This is a genomic window from Methylophilus sp. OH31, assembly GCF_000576615.1.
In the GTDB taxonomy this organism is placed as follows: Bacteria; Pseudomonadota; Gammaproteobacteria; order Burkholderiales; family Methylophilaceae; genus Methylophilus.
This window is the reverse complement of the sequence record NZ_BAUS01000002.1, coordinates 804,765-824,385: the sequence shown is the minus strand read 5'-3', so window position 1 is coordinate 824,385 and position 19,621 is coordinate 804,765. Positions and strand designations below refer to the sequence as shown.

Genomic DNA, 19,621 nt, shown 5'->3' with positions numbered 1-19,621 from the left:
CATTACATCAACAAACCCTCATGCCCGCAGCGGATGCTACTCCTCAACAAGCGCTACGCACTTTTTATCATGCGCACCACACTTGGCTGGTCAATTGGTTAAAACGACGTCTTGGCTGCGTTCATCATGCGAATGATCTTGCACATGATACGTTCCTGAAGCTGGTTGCCAAACCATCCACATTGACGCACATTCAGGAGCCACGGGCTTTTCTGAGCACCGTGGCGCATGGGCTGATGGTGGATCAATTTCGCAAAAGCGCATTAGAACAAGCCTATCTGGACGCGATCAGGCATTTACCAGTATCCTTGGCGCCCTCCCCAGAAGAGCATCTTGCCATGCTTGAAATCCTGCTACAGATAGATCTCTTATTCCGTGGACTAAAACCGAATGTGCGCAATGCTTTTTTACTGTCGAAACTGGAAGGACTGACCTATCCTGAAATTGCAATGCGACTCGGTATTTCCTTGCGTACGGTTGAAACTTACATGGCCGAGGCACTACGCCACCTATTAACCGTGCCGCGCGCTTAATACATCCCAAGCAAACTACGCCCCATGCCTACACTCAACGCTCGCCCAATCAGTACATCTGCCAGCATCCCCCCTGACATTATGGATGAATTGATCGCCTGGTCAGTCAAGTTAAATTCAGGTACAGCAAGCGATGTTGACCAACAGCGTTTTCAGGAATGGCGGGCTTTTGATCCCATGCATGAGCACGCCTGGCAAACACTGCATGCCATGGAGCAAAATTTCACAGCTATTCCAACGCAATCCAGGCAGCTTGTCGCGAACACCATTGCGCGTGCTGATGCACAAACTATCACGGCAAGGCAGCGCAAGCCTAAACTCAAAGCGTTGGCGATGACGACGGTCACACTGCTTGCAGCCGCCTTACTGATCAATCAAGTTTCGCCATGGCAACAGCCAATACACTATGCCACCCACATTGGTCAGCGCGCGACGTTCCAACTGGCAGATGGCACGCAACTCATGCTGAATACCAATTCCAGTGTAGATGTGCGATACACCCTGTTGAAACGTGAAATTGTGCTCAACCACGGTGAAGTCTATCTCATCACCGGCCACGATACTGACGCGTTGTTTGGACGTCGCCACTTCTGGGTCAATACGGCGCAGGCAAAATTTGAAGCCATAGGCACCCGCTTTTCGGTATACCAGCAAGCAAACACCACTCAACTGCATGTGGCCGAGGGGATTGTGGCCATGCATGTCGCGCAGCAGCCAGAAGTCAGAGCATACGCCAATGACACCTACCGCATGCAAGGGGCAAGCGCTTTACCAATTAAAGCTGAGACACCGCATTCTGATCCAATGGCTTGGGTAGATGGCGTCATTATCGCTAAACAAATGTGCTTAGAGCACTTGATGACCGAGCTCTCACGTTATCAAGCGCTGCCACTCAGCTATGAAGACAATACCGGCAACCTGGTTGTATCTGGCGTATTTCAGCTCAATCGTAATGACCCGGCCGAACATGCTTTACAAACATTGGGCCACACCTTGCCTATCCACATCACCCGGCAGCACGGGCAATTGCTTATCAGAAAAAAATAATTCCAATAAATCTGCGGGTTTTTGCCCAGTTATTCGGCATAGGGTTATTTCTCTCATTTACACAGAGGTTTAACGCAATGCCCGGGCAATCACATCAACAAAAACCATTTTTCCGCAAACATATTTCAACCGCCTTGCATGCGGCATTGATTGCAAGTGTGAGTGCTGGTTTCACCGTCACCTACTCCAACGCGGCCTATGCCGAAGAAAATCAGGTATTTGACTTCAAATTACCAGCAGGCAAGCTTGAAGATGCTCTCAATGCCTTAGCAAAACAATCAGCAATTACCCTGACCTTTGATGCAAACCAGGTCAAAGGCAAAACGGTGCCTGCCATCAAAAAATTGTTAACGCGCGAGCAAGCCCTGCAACAATTGCTGAAAGATACCGCTTTAGAAGCCAAAGCCACGAATGGCGCCATCATTATTGTGCCAAGGCCAGTCGCTGCACACACCGACACCTTACCCGAAGTCAATGTCAGCGCAAGCCGTTCACGCGCCACTAACACCCTGTCTCAGCCCTTTGCAGGTGGCCAAGTGGCAAAAGCCAGCCGCATGGGTATTCTTGGCAATGTCGATATTTTCGAAACACCGTTTAGCACACAAAGCTACACTGAAGAATTCGTGCTTGACCAACAAGCAAGACGCCTGGCTGATATTATTGCTGCAGATCCTTCTACCCGCAGCGCCATGGCGGAATATGGCGACAGTGAAACCTATCATATTCGCGGGTTCCCTTTATTTACCAACCAGGTGGGCATCAATGGTTTATATGGCATGACCGACCTGCGCCGTATTGCGCCTGACTTTTATGAACGGGTCGATGTATTAAAAGGCCCGGCTTCCATGCTCAATGGCAGCAGCCCATTTGGCGTCACGGGTGGCAATATCAACCTGGTCTCAAAACGCGCTGGCGACACACCGCTTAATCGCTTTACCGCCAGTTATATTTCAGACAGCCAGTTTGGCGGACACCTTGATCTGGGTCGCCGATTTGGTGAAGACAATGCCTGGGGCGTACGCCTGAATGTGCTGGCACGTGATGGCGACACGCCGATCAGCCGCCAATCAGACCGCATGCATATTGGCTCTTTGGCGGTGGATTACCGCGGTGAAAAACTCACCGCCAGCTTCGACCTGGCAAGCCAGGATCGTTTAACCCGTGGCTATTCAGCCAATATTACTTATGACACGGGTTTTGCGTTACCGCGTGCCCCGCAAAATGATAAAAACTTTGTCAACGACTGGGAGTTCTTTAAAGGCGACTCACATTACTGGATGACGAAAGTCGAATACGAATTCACGCCCGCCCTGACTGCTTACATTAACTACGGGCAAGCCAAAGGCAATGAAGAATATTTTTATGCGGGCTCACAAGGACGCCGCATCATCAACAGTGCGGGCGACTTCACCGCACGTGTCGGTGGTTATCGAGGCTGGTATGAGGTTGACACCTACGAGGTAGGTTTGCGTGGTTTTAAGCAACTGGGCAGTGTCAGCAACAATTATGCACTTGTCTACAACGACTTTAACCGTACCGCTGGGGGTGCCGTCGCACATGCCACGGCGCAATACACCGGCAATATCTATCAAAGTCCTAACCTGCCCAAACCTACCGTTAACTTTGGTGTGATTCCACAAAATGGCGACTTGCAATTAAACAGCATTGGGCTCATCAACACCTTCGGTTTTGTGCAAGACAATGTGTTGCTCACCTTGGGTGCACGTCAGCAAACACTTTACAGCGGGATTTTTAAAAGCGGGGTTAAAGTGGACGCTTATGATGAAAGCAAAGTGACCCCCACAAGTGCGCTACTGGTCAAACTCGGCAATTACTCTTTGTATGGCAATTACAGTGAGGGCTTATCTCAAGGCGCCATTGCACCCAGCACAGCGGTCAATCATGACGAACAATTGCCGCCTTTTGTCGCCAAGCAACATGAGATTGGCGTCAAATACAATGCAGGCACCTTTGGTGTCACCGCTGCCGTTTTTCAAATTACACAGCCTAATACATATACCATATCCAACCGTTTGGTCGATGACGGCGAGCAACGCAACCGCGGCCTGGAGCTTTCAACGTTTGGCCAGCCCTTGAGTGGATTACGCCTGCTTGGCGGCGTCACTTTCATTGATGCCGAACAAACAAAGACACAAGACGGTATCAACAACGGCAAAGATGCGATTGGCGTGCCGAAAGTCAATGTGGTGATTAACGGTGAATATGATATTTTTGCCGTGCCTGGTCTCTCGCTGACTGGCCGCATTTCTGGCTTTAGCGAAGCACAGGCAAATGCGGGTAATACACAAAGCATCCCAGGCTGGACTACGTTTGATGCTGGCGCGCGTTATGTCACACATATCTCTGGCAACAAAGTCACCCTGCGTGCCAATGTGATGAACCTGGCTGATAAAAACTACTGGAACTCGGTATCACGCAGCTTTATTACCATGGGCGCCCCACGCACGGCCCTGCTTTCAGCAACAATAGACTTTTAATGCCACACAAAGGCCTGCCGGGCAGGCCTTTGATTATCTGGCCTGGCATTGAATAGGGAGCATGCGGCCAATCTCTACCGTCAAAGCATTGCCTTTGCCACGGATGGTATTCGGCCCATTGCTGTAGATAAATCCAGAGCCACTAGGCTGCTGCGGCAAGCTGATTTCACTTTGTGCACGCATCAGCACCGCGCTGGCAGGTTCGGCCACAAAGCGCACCCGTAAGACTTCGCCATTCTGGCAATCAAACACCACTGCCTCGGAGCTTACTACCGGCACCTTGACAGCACATCCCGCAAGTACCGAGGCAACACATGCACTGCGCAGCAAAATCATCACCAAACTCATACTGGCCTCGGCGCAAACATGATAATAGCCATACCCAACATGGCGACTGCCACCCCCAGCATATCCCAGCCGGAAGGTTTAATGCCATCCACCAGCCACAACCAGATAATCGCGACGCCGATATACACGCCGCCATAAGCGGCATAGACACGGCCAGCCGCCGTTGGGTGCAGCGTCAGCAACCAGGCGAACAATGCCAGGCTGAGTGCAGCGGGTACTAATAGCCAGGCACTTTTACCAGCCCTTAACCACAAATAAGGCAAATAACAGCCAACAATTTCAGCCACAGCGGTCAGTGCAAATAGAAATAGTGTTTTCAGCAAAAGAATTCTTTTCCAGAAGATGAATGGAGCAGCTAAATGACCACGCGGCCTTTATGCACACCCTGCCGCATCGAGTATGCCCTTTGCAACGCGCCTGTATTGCAGCCAGTAAAGTAATACGCCAGCCGCAAGATTAAACACCGCCTGCAATAAGGGCAAAAACAGAAAAATCAGCCCTTCCTGTGCATCAGGATACATGAGCAAGGTCTGGCCATATACCCATGCAACAACCAGCACCTCGAACACGGCAAACCTCAACCATTGTTTCTGGATATCACAGCGGTGAAAGAAATACCTGCCAGCAAACAGAATGACATAAGGCATCACCGTCCACAAAGTGATGAGTAACCCTGCGCGCTGGCTTAAAAAACGTAAACTGCTGGCGGCAATAATCTCGAAGCAAACCGCCAATATGGCGCCAGCCAAGGCCACCAGAGATAGTTTTTGCGTAGGTTTCATCACACGTTCAAGAAATTTGCAGCCATCGGTAGTTGCTAATTTTGCCTGGTGGCAAATCAAATGAGCGCGCACCGGACAGGGTAAATGACGCGCCAAAAGAAACAGAAACAGGGGCATCCAGCACTGCAGTTGGCCGGGTTTTATCCACCACGATAACTTCCACCTCGCTTGGCTCTGACTGGTTACCTGCGTCGTCTTCGACCACCAGGCGGAAGCGATGCCGCCCCGGTGGCAGAGAATTCGTCGCATCTACCGTGACTTCAATGCTAGCCGTGTTGGTTCTGATTTCCTGCCCTGGGATAAACTTTGCCATACCACCCTCCCCTTTGTCGCAAAAGACGTGTGAACTTACCTGCTCACAATGTATGACAGATTGCATGCCCGGGCAAGGGACAGTTTTGCAAGCAGCGGCGCAAGCCGAATTACTCCTGCTCTGAAATCAGCAGTTGATTATGGTCAGTCTTGAGGTAGAAGGTGCCATTCTGGTCAATCTGGATGGCACGTATACGATAGCCGCTCAATACCGGCTCGGCATAGACCAGCGAAGTCCCCTCTTTGCGCACGCGGTACAAGGTGGTATTGCCCATGCCTGCAACAAACAGATCGTTATCCCAGAAGTCATTGCGGCCGGTAGAGGGATATTTCACCAAGGGACCAATACCGATCGAAGGCACAAACGTCATTGCTGGTTTTTCGTAGCCTTCATGGCTATTAAACTTGTTACCATAATAGCCGCTCATGCCATCGCGCTCATAGATCGTGCCATAACTGACAATCGGCCAGCCATAGTTTTTGCCGCGTTTGATCAGGTTAATTTCATCACCGCCACGGGGGCCATGATCAGTGAGCCATAGCTCATTGCTTTCACGGTCAAAATACAAGCCGCCTGAAGGCGAGCGGAAACCGGAAGCATAGACTTCAGCATTCAGGCGCTGCAAATCAATACGCACCACTTTGCCTAAGGAGGTCGTTTTGTCCTGCACACGGTCTGGCTTGGAAAAATCGCCGAGGCTAAGGTATAAAGTACGCTCATTCTCACCCAGCGCCAACTTGCCGCCTACCTGATGGCCTAAAATAGGCTCTTTAATGGCTGGGCGGCTGATATAAATCTCACGGTCAAAGCTGACTTCACTATTCTCGACATCGACCTCAAACTCGCTCACGGCCAGCCGCACACCATTACTTGCCTCATCCCAGGCGGTATAAGCCACATAGAGGGTTTTCCCCACCAGCAAAGAGTCTTTAACGCCAGACAATTCCCGGCAATACACCAGTTGCTTGCTGCTGCTTTCGTCAGCCGAGGTTTCGCCGCCAGGGATAAACTTAGCCAAGGCTTTGCCTGGCTTCACCAACTCCATGCTGTCGTTCTGGCGCACGAAAAACACTTCGCCACACTTGCTGATAAACAAGAATAGTTTTTTATCCAGCCGCTCAAAAGGGCCGGACGGATACTGATCTTCAAAGGGTAGTTTGTATTCCTTGAGGGTTTGCGTGCCAAACACAGAACTGATCCTGGGTGGCTCGGGGGCTTTGTTGGCTTCTTTGTCAGCCTCAGCCGCCTCGCTTCCAGACAGCAACAATCCGGGCACCACATCTTCACCGGCCAACGCCGTGACTGGCAATACACAACTTAGACACAAAGCAATAATGACACTGAATGCCCCAAGGGCAGCGTTCGCGATTGAACATCGCTGATTAGAATAATGCAAAACAAGACTCTCCGTTAGCTAGCTTCTTTTCGAGTCCCCCATCCCAAAAAAGTTTACAAAACCTTATTATTTAGGATTTAATACCAATATAAATCAACAATTTATTTATTTTTATTAATGTAATTTGTAGCTATTATTTTCAACAGCAAGGCCAAAATCATTACGCCCCAGGCAGCCAATGTCAGCTTGATAAACGCCGCAAATGCATCCTGCTGACAAACCGCTTGCAAGAAAGAAAATGCATCCTCACAGCCAAAGGCAACCACCGCAAAAGCGAAGCCAGGCCCCAGATGCAAAATACTTAAACCATAAATCAAACCACGTAACAACTCAGACTCCAAGCACAAAAATTTAAAACGCTTTATCTTTAAAGACAATATGCCTCTGGGCAACAGTGATCTACTGCATGCCTTTAAATATCTGGTAAGTGCCACCCGTGTAATTACCTTGAAATGAACTGGCCCTGACGCCGGCAGCGACTTCCATTTCGAACGGCACACGCTCATAAGAATAAAAATAGCGCCCTTTTTGCACGCAACGATCACAAGGGCTATTGTCGTAACTATACACGTCAACCTGTGCATCGCCGACCCCTTGAATGCGCTGTTGGTGATACCCGGCAAGAATCACTTTCTCAATCACCACGCCAGGCGTGGTGTTAATCTGCCAGGTGACGCCCTCATAAGCCATCAAGCCTAAAATAATCGGCGTCGTCTCATCACTGACATTCACGGTAATCGTGCGCTGATCTCGTCCAGGATTTAACAATGCCTGGCACGTATTCATAATGGAAGGTTCTGATTTAACTGCGGCCTCGTTCATCGCCTGGCACTGCGCCCACCATGGTCGTTTATCCGCGGTTTCCGGCAGCTGCCCCTGGTAAACGCCGATCACATGCAAAGCCGCTTGTGAGGCGGATTTGGGCTTCACAACAGGCGCCTGGATGATCGTGCTAGGCACTGTGCTGCAACAACTAGCTACCAGCAGTGGCAGGCAGGCAACAAACAGATAGGCCATTAATCGACGCTGATTCGTCATTCTTACTCTTTCTGGTCTGCGAAAACAGATCACTCATTCAAAGTGATTGATATCATAAAAAAAGCCCCTGCCGGGGCCACATGGTTTGCAATAGCCAACCCTGTTTATAAATGAATCTCCCAGCTTTGCAATAGCCAGTTTGAGCTATGCCTGTGTGAATGTGTCGCTAACGTTTGATTGCCAGCACCAGCACACCGACAGCCACCAGCGCTAAGCCCAGCCACTCACGTGCATTTAAGCGCTCGCCCAAAAACAGGCAGGCAAACACCGCGACCAGCACCAGGCTCAACTTATCCACCGGCGCGACCTTGGAGGCTTCGCCCAGTTGCAGCGCACGAAAATAGCAAATCCACGAGCCTCCAGTGGCCAAAGCGGATAAGCTGAGAAAAACCAGTGAACGGCCGGGTAGCGTGAATGGATTACTCCATTTACCCGCCAGCCAGACGAACGGGGCCAGCACCAGCGTAATCAGCACCGTGCGAATCAAGGTCGCAAAATCAGAATCTACGCCCTGAATACCAATCTTGGCAAAAATGGCCGTCAGTGCAGCAAAGCAGGCTGACAGCAGCGCCCAGAACAACCATTGACTCACCATAAATGCAACTCCCAAATTTTGTAAGAGACCAGTATAGCAAGTGCGCTCATGGCTGTTAAAGAGATGACGTTTGTTTGCATAGCAATAAAAAAGACCGGCCGTAGCCAGTCTTTTTTAACTAAAACGTGATTAGGCTTTCTCGCTACCGATAAAACGGTAAATGACCGCCCCTAACACTGCGCCTACAATCGGCGCCAGCCAGAATAACCAAAGCTGTGAAATCGCCCAGCCATCAACAAACACGGCCACGCCAGTGCTGCGCGCAGGGTTCACCGAAGTATTGGTAACCGGGATGGAGATCAAATGTATCAAGGTTAAGCACAAGCCAATCGCAATCGGTGCGAAGCCTTGTGGCGCGCGCTTGTCGGTGGCACCCATAATCACCACCAGAAACATCATGGTCATGACCACCTCAGTGACAAACGCCGCCAGCAGGCTGTAGCCGCCAGGAGAATGCGCATCATAGCCATTAGAGGCAAAGCCTGCGGTCACATCGAAGCCCGCCTTGCCGCTGGCGATCACATACAATACGCCACCGGCCACAATCGCGCCCAATACCTGCGAAACAATATACGGCAGCAATTCTTTGGCCTGAAAACGGCCACCCGCCCACAACCCGATAGACACGGCCGGATTCAAGTGACAGCCAGAAATATGCCCAATGGCAAATGCCATGGTCAGCACGGTCAACCCAAACGCCAGCGATACCCCCAGCAAGCCGATCCCTACATCCGGAAAAGCCGCTGCCAACACGGCACTACCACAGCCCCCTATCACCAACCAAAATGTGCCAAAAAACTCTGCGACATATTTTTTCATTGCGCCCTCTCCTTTTTTAAATAGCCGATGGTTTACTCAACATGCCCGTGTGTTGACTCGACACCTGATACCGACTCACAGCATGCTGTGCGCTCAATATAGCAAACTATCGCCCCTGCAGATGCGATCTGTTAAAAAATATTAAATAGCACTATCCCAATATCACATGCCAGGCATCACACCCGCCCAAAATAAAAAAGGCCGGCAACTGCCGACCTTTAAAAATCCCTTAACCATCATATGTTTAATGATCAATCCACATTTTGCCCAATACGCCATAACACGCCGGATGGATCGGCAATACAAAAATCGCGCATGCCCCAGCTTTGCAACTGAATCGGCCATACTTTGACACCATAGGTCTGAATAATGCCGCTCTCTTGTATTTTGTCCCACCAGGCGTCGACATCATGCACCAGCAAATGCATCATAAAATTCTCGGCCAGATTATCCGCACAAAAATCCTGCAACAAAAAGCTCACATGCGCGTAATGAAAATAAGCCACGCCGCCGCCTTCTGATGCCATGGTAAAACCCATGTCTTTATAAAACTGCTTGGAAAGCTCGAAATTCTTGGAGGGAACGAAGGCTTTGATTTCTGTAACGGTGAGATTAGACATGATGAGATTTCCCGGATTTTTTGCTGATTAGCCCGCTAGTTTGAACGAATTCTATTTTAAAAAAATTATGCCACCTCAACAACCCAGGCCGGGTTCCAGACCACTTCCCAGACATGCCCGTCCGGGTCCTGAAAGTAGCCCGCATAGCCGCCCCAGAACGTCTCGTGTGCGGGTTTGATCACTCTGGCACCAGCCGATAATGCTTGCGCCATGACATGATCGACCTCTTGTGCCGAAGCCACATTATGCCCCAGCGTAAACGCAGTCGCGCTGGCAGGCGTCAAAGCCAGCCCGGTATCATGGCTAATGCTCTTGCGTGGCCACAGCGCCAGCTTTAAACCAGAGACAAGCTGAATAAACACCACGGCACCATATTCATACTCCTCGCCAACAATGCCTTCGGTTTTAAAGCCCAGTCCCTCTCGATAAAACCGTAATGACCGCTCAAGATCCTCTACGCCCAGCGTAATCACGCTAATATACGGCTTCATTGCCATGGCCTAGTGCTTGCGCGCATGCTGGCGGCTCACCTGTTGGCAAAATGCAGCGGTTTTCGATGTATCTTCAGGCTCGATATCCGCTTCAAACGCATCCAATTTATTCAGAATCTCTTTTCTGCCACGGTATTTGCGCTTGAGTTTGGCGAGCTTGTCATCCGTCCCTACACAAGACTGGCACACCGCATGATCAATATCGGCTTGCCGTTCTTCATCGTAGCCATATTCTCCGCGCCAATGGTCACAAGCCTCGCGCTGTTCCACAAACAGCGTCACGTCTTTGGGTAATGCACTACCTGCACTTGCTGCACCGCAAAAACATAACAAAGCGAGTGAATAAACGCTCAAAGTCTTAGCCATCAACAGGGTGCTCCGGTGTGTCGAGGATATATTGGTAAAAACCCAAATCCAGCCAGCGGCCAAATTTGAACCCCGCTTGCCTGATCGTACCAGCATGGGTGAAGCCTAGCCGTTCGTGTAGCGCAATACTACCTGCATTTTCTACATCTATGCCGCCCACCATCACATGTACCTGTTGATCTGAGGCCACTGCCATCAACTGCTGCATCAATGCCAGCCCCACGCCTTTGCCGCGATGCGCCGGATGTACATAGACTGAATGCTCTACCGTATATTTATACGCAGGCCAGGCACGGAAGGTGCCATAGCTGGCAAACCCTAGCAGCACACCCTTATGATTCACCGCGCCAATCACCGGAAAACCATGCAAGGCTTTGGCCTCAAACCACGGCAGCATGGCATCGAACACACGAGGTTTGTAATCATACAACGCCGTCGAATGTAGAATCGCATCATTGAAAATATCGAGGATTTGCTGCGCATGCGCCTCATGATTGCAAACAACAAACTGCAAGTGGCTCTCCCAAACAACACCAGCGCATGTGCGCTGGTTATTTTTGAATCACAGGGAGCGTATCACGCCCCCCTTCAATAAAGCTTACGCAGGCGTTGCAAACTTCAAGCCGATAATGCCGGCCACAATGAACGCCAGGCTGACCAGCCGTAAAGGATGTGCCGACTCACCTAGCAGCACAATGCCAAGGATCACTGTGCCAACCGCGCCCACGCCTACCCAAATTGCATAAGCCGTGCCCATAGGCAGCGACTTCATCGCCACCCCGAGTAAACCAAGGCTAATCAACATAGAAAGCACCGTGCCCACCGTCGGCCATACACGCGTAAACCCTTCGGTGTACTTCAGCCCCACTGCCCAGCTAATTTCAAACAATCCTGCAACCACGAGAATGACCCAGTTCATAAACACCTCACAATGACATAGGGCCGTCCCCACTTGAAGAAAAGCAATGAGGTCGTCCCCACGCCATGCGAAGCATATCACCTCAAACAGCATAGGCGAAGTGCACTTATGCGAGCTTGCTGAGCACGCGCGTCAATCTATCCAGATTTTGTTCATTGGCTGGCACGACAATATGCCTTACAGCCTCGGCAGTCTCAACATCCGCAAACGCTTGCGCCCAATTCACCTCAGTGCCATTGGCGACGGCAGTCAGCTTCACAGTCAGTGTAAATAATGGCGCACAAACATGCTCAATCACGATCTGGCTATTCGACTCAAGCGCAGCAAACACGCTCTCATTCGGATAACGCTTACCATCCGGGCCATGCATCACAAACTTCCACTGCCCGCCTGCCTTAAACTCGAATACCTCAAATACATTATTGAACCCTTCCGGTCCCCACCATTGAGCAAGCAACTCTGGAGATGAAAAGGCAGCATAAATAGCCGCTGGGGTGAATGGTAAAACCCTGGAAGTAAAAATGACGCTTTCTTCAACTGGCATATGATCACTCCGAATTTATCAAAACTAGCGAAGCTTAACGTTTGACATAAGGGGTGCGCTTTAGCGCGTCCCACGGGTTAGGTCGCAAATTATTGTGCATTAACAAGCCCAGACCATGCAAGAGTTGCAATGGCACCATTTAGCTGAGCAGGCCAAACTGCTTTGGGTGTTGCTGCACACAAGAGAACGCAAGCCTTACCACGCTCATCAGATTCATCCCCGTACAAAAATAAGCGATCTCCAAAAGCCAACTCAATTTCTGACAAGTCCAAATCGTCTTCTGGATTGGTTATATCTTGCTGAGAGGCTTCAACGTAGTAAGGGTATGCCTCTTCGATATTTTTATGGGCAAATGCTGCCATTTCATTGCTAGAAACCGCCAGTTTATCTTTTATCCCTTTTAATATGTTATTAACAAAATCTGATGGAATCCCTGAAGTCTCGACGGCATGCATTGTTGCGGCCACAGACAGTAGAAACAACTCATTTAAAAAATCAGATCTAGTAATTGTTGCCGTTGAAAAGAGATTTACATCTCTTTGGGTTACAAAAGAGTCGAACGGGAATTCAAACAAACCGCCAATAATGATTTCGCCGATTTGATAGGGAGATGGTTTGATTTCAGGTTCTTGAGAGTTCACGGTAATACCTAATGTATTAATTAAGAGGCGTCGTTAGGCCTCACGCTTGAGTGGTGAGTTATATAACACCAAACCACTGCCTCATTATTTCGATGTCATATTTTAATAGCCAATTGTTGAATTGCTTATATAGTCTTTTTAACATGAATTTGTTGGCTCCTACTACATCCATACCTCTGTCATCGTATGGGTGTAATAGAACCATTAGGTCAATGTTATATATGTATAAATCAAACCAAAAAGATGGCTTGATACCCAATTCGGCACCAAGCTTACCGAACAAAAGTTTTTGTAGCTGTGATTTATTCGTTTTAAAGAAAATATAATTTCTATAATGCTTATCTTCTTCAACCCATTCCTTTAGGGTGTGAGCGTTCCTAGGTATTTCTATTTGTAACTTTTTTAGCTCTTTGAATACACTAAAGTTTGATAGGTAAGAGTTACCAGGGAACGCCAAACAGACTGAAAGTTCTTCAGTACTTTCAAACACGGTTTCAAATATTTTTGTACCTTTATTCAGTGCGGTAGTGAACATGTTCACATAGCTGCCCTCATCCCCCTGTGAAAGCTCAAATCTTAGGCAGTTTTCATTACTATAGAAAACTGCATGTTGAAATGAGTTTTTCCCAAAAGCTTGGAATGCCTGATCTATCATTCTAGTGTTCTCTAACGTTTGAGTGATGGGTTAGGCGGTAACTGTTCGCCGAGGTGAGTGGAAATGATATACACCTCGACACTACTCATAGAGCACTCTTCGTTCGATGCGTCATTATTTGTGATTACTTTAATAGTTTCACCAGACTTTTGGGTGAATGTAACCAGATGAATTTGGCGATAAAGGTCTTTTCCGATTTTCTCGGATGCCAGCCTTACCGTCCTTGTTTTGTCAAAATCCAGCTCATCGTTGGTAGTAATACCAGCATTTTTTAGCTCAACAAATGCCATCGACGTTGGCCAACGCTCAGGGCCAGAACAATCGGGCACCGCAGCCAAAGACTGAGTTGATGGCAATAGAAGCGCAAAGATGGCAATGACTGTTTTCATGACGCCCGACGGCTGAGTTAAGGGGCTGGCGAGGATGGTGGCACAGTCAAAGTTATTAAAATTATGTTCATAGTCGCTTGTTTTCGCCAGTCCCGCTTAATTGATGGGTTAGCCCACATGCTTAAGCATAGAGAGCAAATGGCAGACTCTCTCAGCGGAAAGTGCATGAGTTAGTACTGGGTTGGCAAGTTCGTAAAGAACCTCGCTAACGACAGGCTCGGATAATGCTAAATCATCTCTGCACTCAATGGCGTTGGCCCAAACATCTACATCCGATGCCGTGAGAAGAACCTTCGACGAATAAACTTAAAACTCGCTCTAGGTCTTCTGGTGTTAAGACGGCTAAATACTCTTCACTGTCCCATGCAAATTGGGACATGCGTGCAATTGCCTGTGCAATTGGCAACTCAGCTTCTACAAGAGCTTTGAGAGCCTCTATGCGGTTCATATGCCTAACGTTTGAATTAAGGGGCTTGCTTTAGCAAGTCCCGCTTGATAGAGGGGTTAAGCATTTTCTTAATTAGCCCCATAGATATCCAAATCAAGGAGCACGCCTCTATCACTTAGTGTTTTTAAAGATATTGGAGAAATACTCATTCCTTCCATACCTTCCTTCATAAAAATACCGCAAAACAAATAGATTTTGTATTTTTTATTCAATGACATCCAGATACTCAAGTCCGATGAAAGCTTATCAAGAATTTCTGATATTTGAGCATCAAGATTTTCAGGCTCACGACTTTTGGCATTAATACGCCACTCACCAGAACTAGTAATTCGTATATTACCAGTTTTATTAATTTCAACTTTCTCGCCTTTTGTATGAGAACTATCTGGCTCACAGCCTAAAAGTATTGTTATTTCTGAAGGAACAAGATTATCTCCAGTAACTATTAGAGATGCTTCTGAACGACTGATTTGAGGCATATTGTTATTGCTGCCTAACGTTTGAAGTAAGGGGCCAGCTTTAGCTGGTCCCGCTTGAATGAGGGTTTATGCTTAAATGTTAACGTATACACCATAAACGTAATTGAGGTCTATAGGGTTTTGATTAGGTTCTAAAAACACCAATTTTTCATTCAAAGTTGGGTTTGTTTTTAATAAGTGTTTGTTGGCTTCACGAATTGAAGGTAAATCAAGAAACGCCATAAACTTGAGAACGTCCTGAGTTAGCATTGAAGCTTTGCGTTTTCCATTAATCAATGCATCAATATCAGAAATTATTCCTTGTTTTTGTTGCGCCCCGTATTTATTACCTCCATTTACGGGAATATTGCATTTAACCTCAGCAACAAAAGTTATGGGATAACCAAGCCAGACATCAAAGCCATTTGAATTTGGTTTTGTTTTTAGAATACTTTTTCTAAGTTCATTTGTAGCTGATTCGTTAAGTTCGAATTTTTGTGAAACCCAGTCAGCCAAGCCTAGCGATAGTTTTAATGTAATTGTGTTGTTTATATCTGATAGGACAGTTTTTAAATTCAGTAAGGCTAACAAGCTAAGATTAACTGCATAGTCTTTTTCAGAAAGGTTAAACTCTTTGACAAAGAATTGATTTAAGCGAGCCTGTAGTTCGTGCTCTCTATCATACGGTATAGCAGGCTGAGATTTTTTAGGCATAACGTTTGAAGTAAGGTGCTGGCGACAATGGTGGCTCAGCCTTAGTTATTAATAATTGGTACATTGAAGCTCCTTATCGCCAGTCCCGCTTGACTGATGGGTTAGCCAAGACTTTTGACAACGCAGAGCAAATGATGCGCTCTCTCTGCCGAAAGTGCATGAGTTAATAATGGGTTGGCAAGCTCGTAAAGAACCTTGCTAACGGCAGGTTCAGATAAGGCCAAATCATCTCTGCACTCTAGGGCATTGGCCCAATCCTCAACATCTAATTCGGTGATTGAACCCTCAGAAAATAAAGTTAAAACCCGCCCTAGATTTTCGGGGGTTAAGACCGCTAAATATTCTTCACTGTCCCATGCAAATTGAGACATGCGTGCAATGCCCTGTGCAATTGGCAACTCAGCTTCGACAAGAGCTTTAAGAGCTTCTACGCGGTTCATATGGCTAATGTTTGAGTTAAGGGGCTGGCTTTAGTCAGTCCCGCTTGAATGATGGGTTAGCGTGCATATTTTCTATTAATATTATTATCAATTTCTTTGTATTGCGACTCACTTTGTATATTGAGGGATAGCTCTACATACGGTGATAAACCCTTATAACTACACATTGCCTCGATAAGAGTGTCACTTGATTTTCTCATGAGTGTTGAACTGTTTATGTCTTTAACAGATGTGCCATAAAGCGGAGCTAATAGATTACTTACTATCCTTAAACTCTCAAGGCAACCATTCATTTCAGAGTACTGCCTTGTGCCTCTTACGTAGTAAACAGCATGAGTGCTGTTATTAATTGCAACCTGATAATCAACGAACGGTAATTTGGAGTTTGATGAGTTGGGTGCATTAAAGGTATAGAAACCAAGTTGGCTAGCCATGCTATCAGAGGCGCCAGGAAAAGCTGCTGTGTAAGGAAAGGGCTTACCGATTTGCACTTGCAACATATCAATAGGTTTTGGTGATGGGTTTGATTGTGCTGCATGGCAAATGCAAAGCATCAGTACTCCCAAAATATAAAACACTGAAATTTTATGGATCATATTTACGCTAACGCTTGAATTAAGGGGCACGCTTTAGCCAGTCCCACTTGAATGATGGGTTAGAGCACATTGCTAGTTACCTCGTAACCTAGGCTTCTGGATGCTTGGACAAAGTTTTCTCTAAACAGCGTTGCATTAAAACCGCCAAGCTTCTTCTGTTTTTCAAGTAAGACTGTTGTAGATTCATAAATCAAATTCACTACGTAGCAAATAAGCGCGTCATTCTGTAGGGTTGTGATTTTATGGAAGTCTGGCTTGACGCTGTAATGCCCAACGTTATAGCTATCTGATATGGCAGGAAGACCCATGCGAGAGTAACCAGATACACGCTTCTGAAACCTGAAAGAGTGGAGACTTTTTGCATCGGCTTTGATACGTGATTCCAATAATTCAAGATCAATCCATAAATGCTCCATTAGGCCACCATAATCTCCTTGAAGAAGCCTCCCAAGCTCTTTGAACGGTAAATGTAATGCTTTTGCCACATGCGATGTGGTTTGGTCACAGACATTTGCATGAAATCTTACTTTCATCTGATGCGCTCTAACGTTTGAATTAAGGGGCTGGCTTTAGCAAGTCCGGCTTGATAGATGAGTTAGGATTCATTGCCAATAGCTCCTTCGACGCTTAAGCAGACCTGGATAATCAGTGCCTTCAAATGTCCCTCGCAGTCCATTAGGCGTAATTTGACCTGTGAATGTTGCCACTGGGCAGTGACTTAATGGATCGTTATGTGGCTCAAACTTGACTGTAGTACCATTGATTAATGCACTCACAATAACTGGCTTGCTTGGTGCACCTTCAGCGCATTGCATTATCGCGTAATAGGCAGAATCACTATAGACAATAAAAACTTCAGTGCCTATCACATCGCCTGCCTCACTAATGTAATGCATGTCTGAGAATAACCCAGTGACTTTGGTTTTCGTTGCGCTAAACGCTAAGTTTGATACCAACAATAAAGCCAGAATGATGAAAAACCTGAACATCAAAGCCCTAACGTTTGAATTAACGGGCGCGCTTTAGCGCGTCCCTGTTGAATGATGGGTTAGGTAACTTAAACATTAGATTGCCTCTCATAAATAGCAAAATGAGCTGGAAAGAAATGACGAAACTTTTCTTGAGAAATACCTGTAACACTAACCTCTATCGCTATTACATTTGTGCCAATATCAGTAGAGTAGTCGTCTATAACAACAACTCCATTAAGAAACTCGCCTTCACTCCCAGATAAACGAACTGATAACTTTGAACTTTCCATTGGTTGAGTTGATGAGTACTCAGAAGTTGGCCTGAGGGAACCCAATGCCCTACAATTCACGGGGTCACCCATTTCCAATTCGGTATGTCCAATTACAACATCGCCCAACAACACATCAAATCGAGACATTTGTTACCTAACGTTTGAAGTAAGGGGCCTGCTTTAGTAGGTCCCGCTTGAATGATGGGTTAGCCACTTTTAATTCTTTCTAGCCATTTTTCAGCAAACAATTTTGCATTCTGATGCGGAGCACTTTTTATTGCAGACTCCACAAGTTCAATTGATGCTTCTTTCTTATTTAAATACATTAGTAGCCAACTATACTCTTCATACTTCAGTAGTGGATTAGGTTGGTTTTGATAAAACTCAAGCACTCCCTCTAGGGTCCTAAATTGCTGAAGTATAGCTAAACCGTAATTAGAAACGACATGTTTAACTTCGGTGCATATTTCAAGCAAAGTTGCTTGAGAAGTTTCAAATCCAAGTGACCAAAACCTAGTTGAACCTTTACTCAGGCCTCTTAAACTCACTTCAGCAAGTGGAGGGTAGTTTTGTCCTATCAGTCGACTTGAGAAACTCTCTGAGTGCTGTGGGTATCTGAAAACTAAATAATCATAATGGGTAACTGTAGCAAAAATCTGAAATTCATTCCCCGGTTGGTTTGACCAGCATAAAATAGCTCGACTCAAATCGCCTTCATTTATTTGGCTTCTAAGCCCATCTTTCTTGAAACCTAAAGGCTTTAAAATCTCATAGTGCAGAGATTTAAAAACTTCATCCTTCGTTTTTCCGAAACTTGTAGACATGACTAACGTTTGAATTAAGGGGCACGCTTTAGCGTGTCCCGCTTGAATGATGGGTTAGGGTTAATTATAGTTTTGATGGACATATTTTAGATGGCTGTTTTGAATTTGCTCTTTAGTGTAAACGCTAGCTTCTTTTTCAATTGATGCCAATTTTGTTAATAGACGAGAAATGTCGCGTTCTGATAACTCAGTTTGATTTGGGAATAATGTTTCTGGAGAAAAGTTGAAGTCTAACCAACTCCCATCGTCATCAAATTCGACATGAGCTCCAGATTTTAAAACTACTAGCTCACCGTCTCTATCGTTCCAAACTACGCTAACTTGATAATAGTATCCATCAACGTCAAATGTAACAGAGTACGGAAAAATTTCACCATCGTCAGTAATAAGTGTTTTGTCGTAAGCCAAGCAAAAGCCCTAACGTTTGAAGTAAGGGGCTGGCGACATCAGTGGCTGAGCCCTTGTTATTGATAAACATTTCATAAAAACTCCTTTTCGCCAGTCCCGCTTGACGGATGGGTTATGCATGGTGCTTACGAATGCTTGCAAAAGAATTATTCACAAGCTTACATAGAAAATAAACGCCTGCAAACAGCAAAAACCCAATGCTAAAAAATAGAACAATAGACCACGGGTAGTACATGACGTGAAGCATTAGGAATGTGGACAAGAGCCCAAGAGTTAGCAGCCCACCAACTAAGCCAGAAAATATAGCTTGTTTAGCATATGATTGCAGCTTAGGGTGCAGCATACAAGCCAATGAAATTAACAAAGTTGCCATGGCAAGTGCCGTTACTGAGTAAAAGATTATGTTGCCATCCATGGCACCCAGCGAAGGGAATATTTCCGTGGTGACTTTGATGGGTTGATCGATATTCACAAGTGCCTAACGTTTGAATTAAGG

General features: G+C 46.7%; 30 protein-coding genes. 3 read left to right on the top strand and 27 right to left on the bottom strand.

Going from position 1 to position 19,621, the window contains the following annotated elements; genetic code table 11:
- Window positions 1-20 precede the first annotated feature (20 nt).
- The 3 genes from OH31_RS05815 to OH31_RS05805 all read left to right on the top strand — a co-directional run bounded on the left by OH31_RS05815 (window position 21) and on the right by OH31_RS05805 (window position 4,078).
- Window positions 21-533, top strand: coding sequence for a sigma-70 family RNA polymerase sigma factor (locus tag OH31_RS05815; RefSeq protein WP_024929996.1), 513 nt, complete (start codon window positions 21-23; stop codon window positions 531-533).
- 24 nt (window positions 534-557) lie between these two features.
- Complete coding sequence (locus OH31_RS05810; protein WP_242402212.1) at window positions 558-1,580, top strand: FecR domain-containing protein; 1,023 nt, start codon at window positions 558-560, stop codon at window positions 1,578-1,580.
- Between the two features lie 77 nt (window positions 1,581-1,657).
- Window positions 1,658-4,078, top strand: coding sequence for a TonB-dependent receptor (locus OH31_RS05805; protein WP_024929994.1), 2,421 nt, complete (start codon window positions 1,658-1,660; stop codon window positions 4,076-4,078).
- Between the two features lie 33 nt (window positions 4,079-4,111).
- Here OH31_RS05805 and OH31_RS05800 read toward each other — a convergent pair whose 3' ends face one another.
- The 27 genes from OH31_RS05800 to OH31_RS05665 form a co-directional block, all read right to left on the bottom strand.
- A complete protein-coding gene (locus tag OH31_RS05800; RefSeq protein WP_024929993.1) occupies window positions 4,112-4,414 on the bottom strand; it encodes an MliC family protein in 303 nt (100 codons plus the stop codon).
- Window positions 4,415-4,422: 8 nt separating this feature from the next.
- Window positions 4,423-4,755 (bottom strand): YnfA family protein, encoded by a 333-nt coding sequence (locus OH31_RS05795; protein ID WP_198289784.1) that lies wholly within the window; start codon window positions 4,753-4,755, stop codon window positions 4,423-4,425.
- 45 nt (window positions 4,756-4,800) lie between these two features.
- Complete coding sequence (locus tag OH31_RS05790; protein WP_024929992.1) at window positions 4,801-5,208, bottom strand: hypothetical protein; 408 nt, start codon at window positions 5,206-5,208, stop codon at window positions 4,801-4,803.
- A 7-nt stretch (window positions 5,209-5,215) separates the two neighbouring features.
- The gene (locus tag OH31_RS05785) at window positions 5,216-5,521 is read right to left on the bottom strand and encodes a hypothetical protein (RefSeq protein WP_024929991.1); all 306 of its coding nucleotides are present in this window, start codon (window positions 5,519-5,521) and stop codon (window positions 5,216-5,218) included.
- A 109-nt stretch (window positions 5,522-5,630) separates the two neighbouring features.
- Window positions 5,631-6,830, bottom strand: coding sequence for a PQQ-dependent sugar dehydrogenase (locus OH31_RS05780; protein ID WP_024929990.1), 1,200 nt, complete (start codon window positions 6,828-6,830; stop codon window positions 5,631-5,633).
- A gap of 188 nt (window positions 6,831-7,018) precedes the next feature.
- Window positions 7,019-7,246: a hypothetical protein gene (locus OH31_RS05775; RefSeq protein ID WP_242402210.1), complete on the bottom strand. Its 228-nt coding sequence runs from the start codon at window positions 7,244-7,246 to the stop codon at window positions 7,019-7,021.
- A 70-nt stretch (window positions 7,247-7,316) separates the two neighbouring features.
- Window positions 7,317-7,955, bottom strand: a complete 639-nt coding sequence (locus OH31_RS05770; protein WP_242402209.1) for a hypothetical protein — start codon at window positions 7,953-7,955, stop codon at window positions 7,317-7,319.
- A 166-nt stretch (window positions 7,956-8,121) separates the two neighbouring features.
- Complete coding sequence (locus OH31_RS05765; RefSeq protein ID WP_024929987.1) at window positions 8,122-8,550, bottom strand: EamA family transporter; 429 nt, start codon at window positions 8,548-8,550, stop codon at window positions 8,122-8,124.
- Window positions 8,551-8,679: 129 nt separating this feature from the next.
- Window positions 8,680-9,369 (bottom strand): aquaporin Z, encoded by a 690-nt coding sequence (aqpZ, locus tag OH31_RS05760; protein WP_024929986.1) that lies wholly within the window; start codon window positions 9,367-9,369, stop codon window positions 8,680-8,682.
- A 251-nt stretch (window positions 9,370-9,620) separates the two neighbouring features.
- Entirely contained in the window at window positions 9,621-9,989 is a 369-nt protein-coding gene (locus OH31_RS05755) for a VOC family protein (RefSeq protein WP_019882121.1), read from the bottom strand.
- A 65-nt stretch (window positions 9,990-10,054) separates the two neighbouring features.
- Window positions 10,055-10,480 carry a VOC family protein gene (locus tag OH31_RS05750; RefSeq protein WP_024929985.1) on the bottom strand — a complete coding sequence of 142 codons (426 nt, stop codon included), beginning with the start codon at window positions 10,478-10,480 and terminating at the stop codon, window positions 10,055-10,057.
- Between the two features lie 9 nt (window positions 10,481-10,489).
- Window positions 10,490-10,846, bottom strand: coding sequence for a hypothetical protein (locus OH31_RS05745; RefSeq protein WP_024929984.1), 357 nt, complete (start codon window positions 10,844-10,846; stop codon window positions 10,490-10,492).
- Window positions 10,839-11,360, bottom strand: a complete 522-nt coding sequence (locus OH31_RS05740) for a GNAT family N-acetyltransferase (protein WP_024929983.1) — start codon at window positions 11,358-11,360, stop codon at window positions 10,839-10,841. Before OH31_RS05740 ends, OH31_RS05745 begins: the two co-directional genes overlap by 8 nt.
- Window positions 11,361-11,444: 84 nt before the next feature.
- Entirely contained in the window at window positions 11,445-11,765 is a 321-nt protein-coding gene (gene sugE, locus OH31_RS05735) for a quaternary ammonium compound efflux SMR transporter SugE (protein WP_024929982.1), read from the bottom strand.
- A gap of 106 nt (window positions 11,766-11,871) precedes the next feature.
- A complete protein-coding gene (locus OH31_RS14725) occupies window positions 11,872-12,309 on the bottom strand; it encodes an SRPBCC domain-containing protein (RefSeq protein WP_081755128.1) in 438 nt (145 codons plus the stop codon).
- Between the two features lie 89 nt (window positions 12,310-12,398).
- Complete coding sequence (locus tag OH31_RS05725) at window positions 12,399-12,950, bottom strand: hypothetical protein (protein WP_148296194.1); 552 nt, start codon at window positions 12,948-12,950, stop codon at window positions 12,399-12,401.
- A 58-nt stretch (window positions 12,951-13,008) separates the two neighbouring features.
- Entirely contained in the window at window positions 13,009-13,605 is a 597-nt protein-coding gene (locus OH31_RS05720; protein WP_024929979.1) for a DUF3885 domain-containing protein, read from the bottom strand.
- An 11-nt stretch (window positions 13,606-13,616) separates the two neighbouring features.
- The gene (locus OH31_RS05715) at window positions 13,617-13,994 is read right to left on the bottom strand and encodes a hypothetical protein (RefSeq protein ID WP_024929978.1); all 378 of its coding nucleotides are present in this window, start codon (window positions 13,992-13,994) and stop codon (window positions 13,617-13,619) included.
- A gap of 516 nt (window positions 13,995-14,510) precedes the next feature.
- Window positions 14,511-14,921, bottom strand: coding sequence for a DUF4279 domain-containing protein (locus OH31_RS05710; RefSeq protein WP_024929977.1), 411 nt, complete (start codon window positions 14,919-14,921; stop codon window positions 14,511-14,513).
- Window positions 14,922-14,993: 72 nt separating this feature from the next.
- Window positions 14,994-15,614: a hypothetical protein gene (locus OH31_RS05705; protein ID WP_024929976.1), complete on the bottom strand. Its 621-nt coding sequence runs from the start codon at window positions 15,612-15,614 to the stop codon at window positions 14,994-14,996.
- Between the two features lie 101 nt (window positions 15,615-15,715).
- Entirely contained in the window at window positions 15,716-16,054 is a 339-nt protein-coding gene (locus OH31_RS05700) for a hypothetical protein (protein WP_024929975.1), read from the bottom strand.
- Between the two features lie 56 nt (window positions 16,055-16,110).
- On the bottom strand, window positions 16,111-16,650 hold the full coding sequence (locus OH31_RS05695; protein ID WP_148296193.1) for a hypothetical protein: 540 nt from the start codon (window positions 16,648-16,650) through the stop codon (window positions 16,111-16,113).
- A gap of 59 nt (window positions 16,651-16,709) precedes the next feature.
- A complete protein-coding gene (locus OH31_RS05685) occupies window positions 16,710-17,183 on the bottom strand; it encodes a hypothetical protein (RefSeq protein WP_024929973.1) in 474 nt (157 codons plus the stop codon).
- A 524-nt stretch (window positions 17,184-17,707) separates the two neighbouring features.
- A complete protein-coding gene (locus OH31_RS15000; RefSeq protein ID WP_148296192.1) occupies window positions 17,708-18,040 on the bottom strand; it encodes a hypothetical protein in 333 nt (110 codons plus the stop codon).
- A 59-nt stretch (window positions 18,041-18,099) separates the two neighbouring features.
- On the bottom strand, window positions 18,100-18,717 hold the full coding sequence (locus tag OH31_RS05675) for a hypothetical protein (RefSeq protein ID WP_024929971.1): 618 nt from the start codon (window positions 18,715-18,717) through the stop codon (window positions 18,100-18,102).
- A gap of 60 nt (window positions 18,718-18,777) precedes the next feature.
- The gene (locus tag OH31_RS14995; RefSeq protein ID WP_024929970.1) at window positions 18,778-19,125 is read right to left on the bottom strand and encodes a hypothetical protein; all 348 of its coding nucleotides are present in this window, start codon (window positions 19,123-19,125) and stop codon (window positions 18,778-18,780) included.
- 112 nt (window positions 19,126-19,237) lie between these two features.
- A complete protein-coding gene (locus tag OH31_RS05665) occupies window positions 19,238-19,597 on the bottom strand; it encodes a hypothetical protein (RefSeq protein WP_024929969.1) in 360 nt (119 codons plus the stop codon).
- Window positions 19,598-19,621: the final 24 nt, after the last annotated feature.

Coding starts and splice junctions, on each gene's coding strand:
- OH31_RS05815 (WP_024929996.1), top strand. CDS start 21: ATGCCCGCAGCGGATGCTACTCCTCAACAAGCGCTACGCACTTTTTAT.
- OH31_RS05810 (WP_242402212.1), top strand. CDS start 558: ATGCCTACACTCAACGCTCGCCCAATCAGTACATCTGCCAGCATCCCC.
- OH31_RS05805 (WP_024929994.1), top strand. CDS start 1,658: ATGCCCGGGCAATCACATCAACAAAAACCATTTTTCCGCAAACATATT.
- OH31_RS05800 (WP_024929993.1), bottom strand. CDS start 4,414: ATGATTTTGCTGCGCAGTGCATGTGTTGCCTCGGTACTTGCGGGATGT.
- OH31_RS05790 (WP_024929992.1), bottom strand. CDS start 5,208: ATGAAACCTACGCAAAAACTATCTCTGGTGGCCTTGGCTGGCGCCATA.
- OH31_RS05785 (WP_024929991.1), bottom strand. CDS start 5,521: ATGGCAAAGTTTATCCCAGGGCAGGAAATCAGAACCAACACGGCTAGC.
- OH31_RS05770 (WP_242402209.1), bottom strand. CDS start 7,955: ATGACGAATCAGCGTCGATTAATGGCCTATCTGTTTGTTGCCTGCCTG.
- OH31_RS05765 (WP_024929987.1), bottom strand. CDS start 8,550: ATGGTGAGTCAATGGTTGTTCTGGGCGCTGCTGTCAGCCTGCTTTGCT.
- aqpZ (WP_024929986.1), bottom strand. CDS start 9,369: ATGAAAAAATATGTCGCAGAGTTTTTTGGCACATTTTGGTTGGTGATA.
- OH31_RS05755 (WP_019882121.1), bottom strand. CDS start 9,989: ATGTCTAATCTCACCGTTACAGAAATCAAAGCCTTCGTTCCCTCCAAG.
- OH31_RS05750 (WP_024929985.1), bottom strand. CDS start 10,480: ATGAAGCCGTATATTAGCGTGATTACGCTGGGCGTAGAGGATCTTGAG.
- OH31_RS05745 (WP_024929984.1), bottom strand. CDS start 10,846: ATGGCTAAGACTTTGAGCGTTTATTCACTCGCTTTGTTATGTTTTTGC.
- sugE (WP_024929982.1), bottom strand. CDS start 11,765: ATGAACTGGGTCATTCTCGTGGTTGCAGGATTGTTTGAAATTAGCTGG.
- OH31_RS14725 (WP_081755128.1), bottom strand. CDS start 12,309: ATGCCAGTTGAAGAAAGCGTCATTTTTACTTCCAGGGTTTTACCATTC.
- OH31_RS05720 (WP_024929979.1), bottom strand. CDS start 13,605: ATGATAGATCAGGCATTCCAAGCTTTTGGGAAAAACTCATTTCAACAT.
- OH31_RS05715 (WP_024929978.1), bottom strand. CDS start 13,994: ATGAAAACAGTCATTGCCATCTTTGCGCTTCTATTGCCATCAACTCAG.
- OH31_RS05710 (WP_024929977.1), bottom strand. CDS start 14,921: ATGCCTCAAATCAGTCGTTCAGAAGCATCTCTAATAGTTACTGGAGAT.
- OH31_RS05705 (WP_024929976.1), bottom strand. CDS start 15,614: ATGCCTAAAAAATCTCAGCCTGCTATACCGTATGATAGAGAGCACGAA.
- OH31_RS05700 (WP_024929975.1), bottom strand. CDS start 16,054: ATGAACCGCGTAGAAGCTCTTAAAGCTCTTGTCGAAGCTGAGTTGCCA.
- OH31_RS05695 (WP_148296193.1), bottom strand. CDS start 16,650: ATGATCCATAAAATTTCAGTGTTTTATATTTTGGGAGTACTGATGCTT.
- OH31_RS05685 (WP_024929973.1), bottom strand. CDS start 17,183: ATGAAAGTAAGATTTCATGCAAATGTCTGTGACCAAACCACATCGCAT.
- OH31_RS15000 (WP_148296192.1), bottom strand. CDS start 18,040: ATGTCTCGATTTGATGTGTTGTTGGGCGATGTTGTAATTGGACATACC.
- OH31_RS05675 (WP_024929971.1), bottom strand. CDS start 18,717: ATGTCTACAAGTTTCGGAAAAACGAAGGATGAAGTTTTTAAATCTCTG.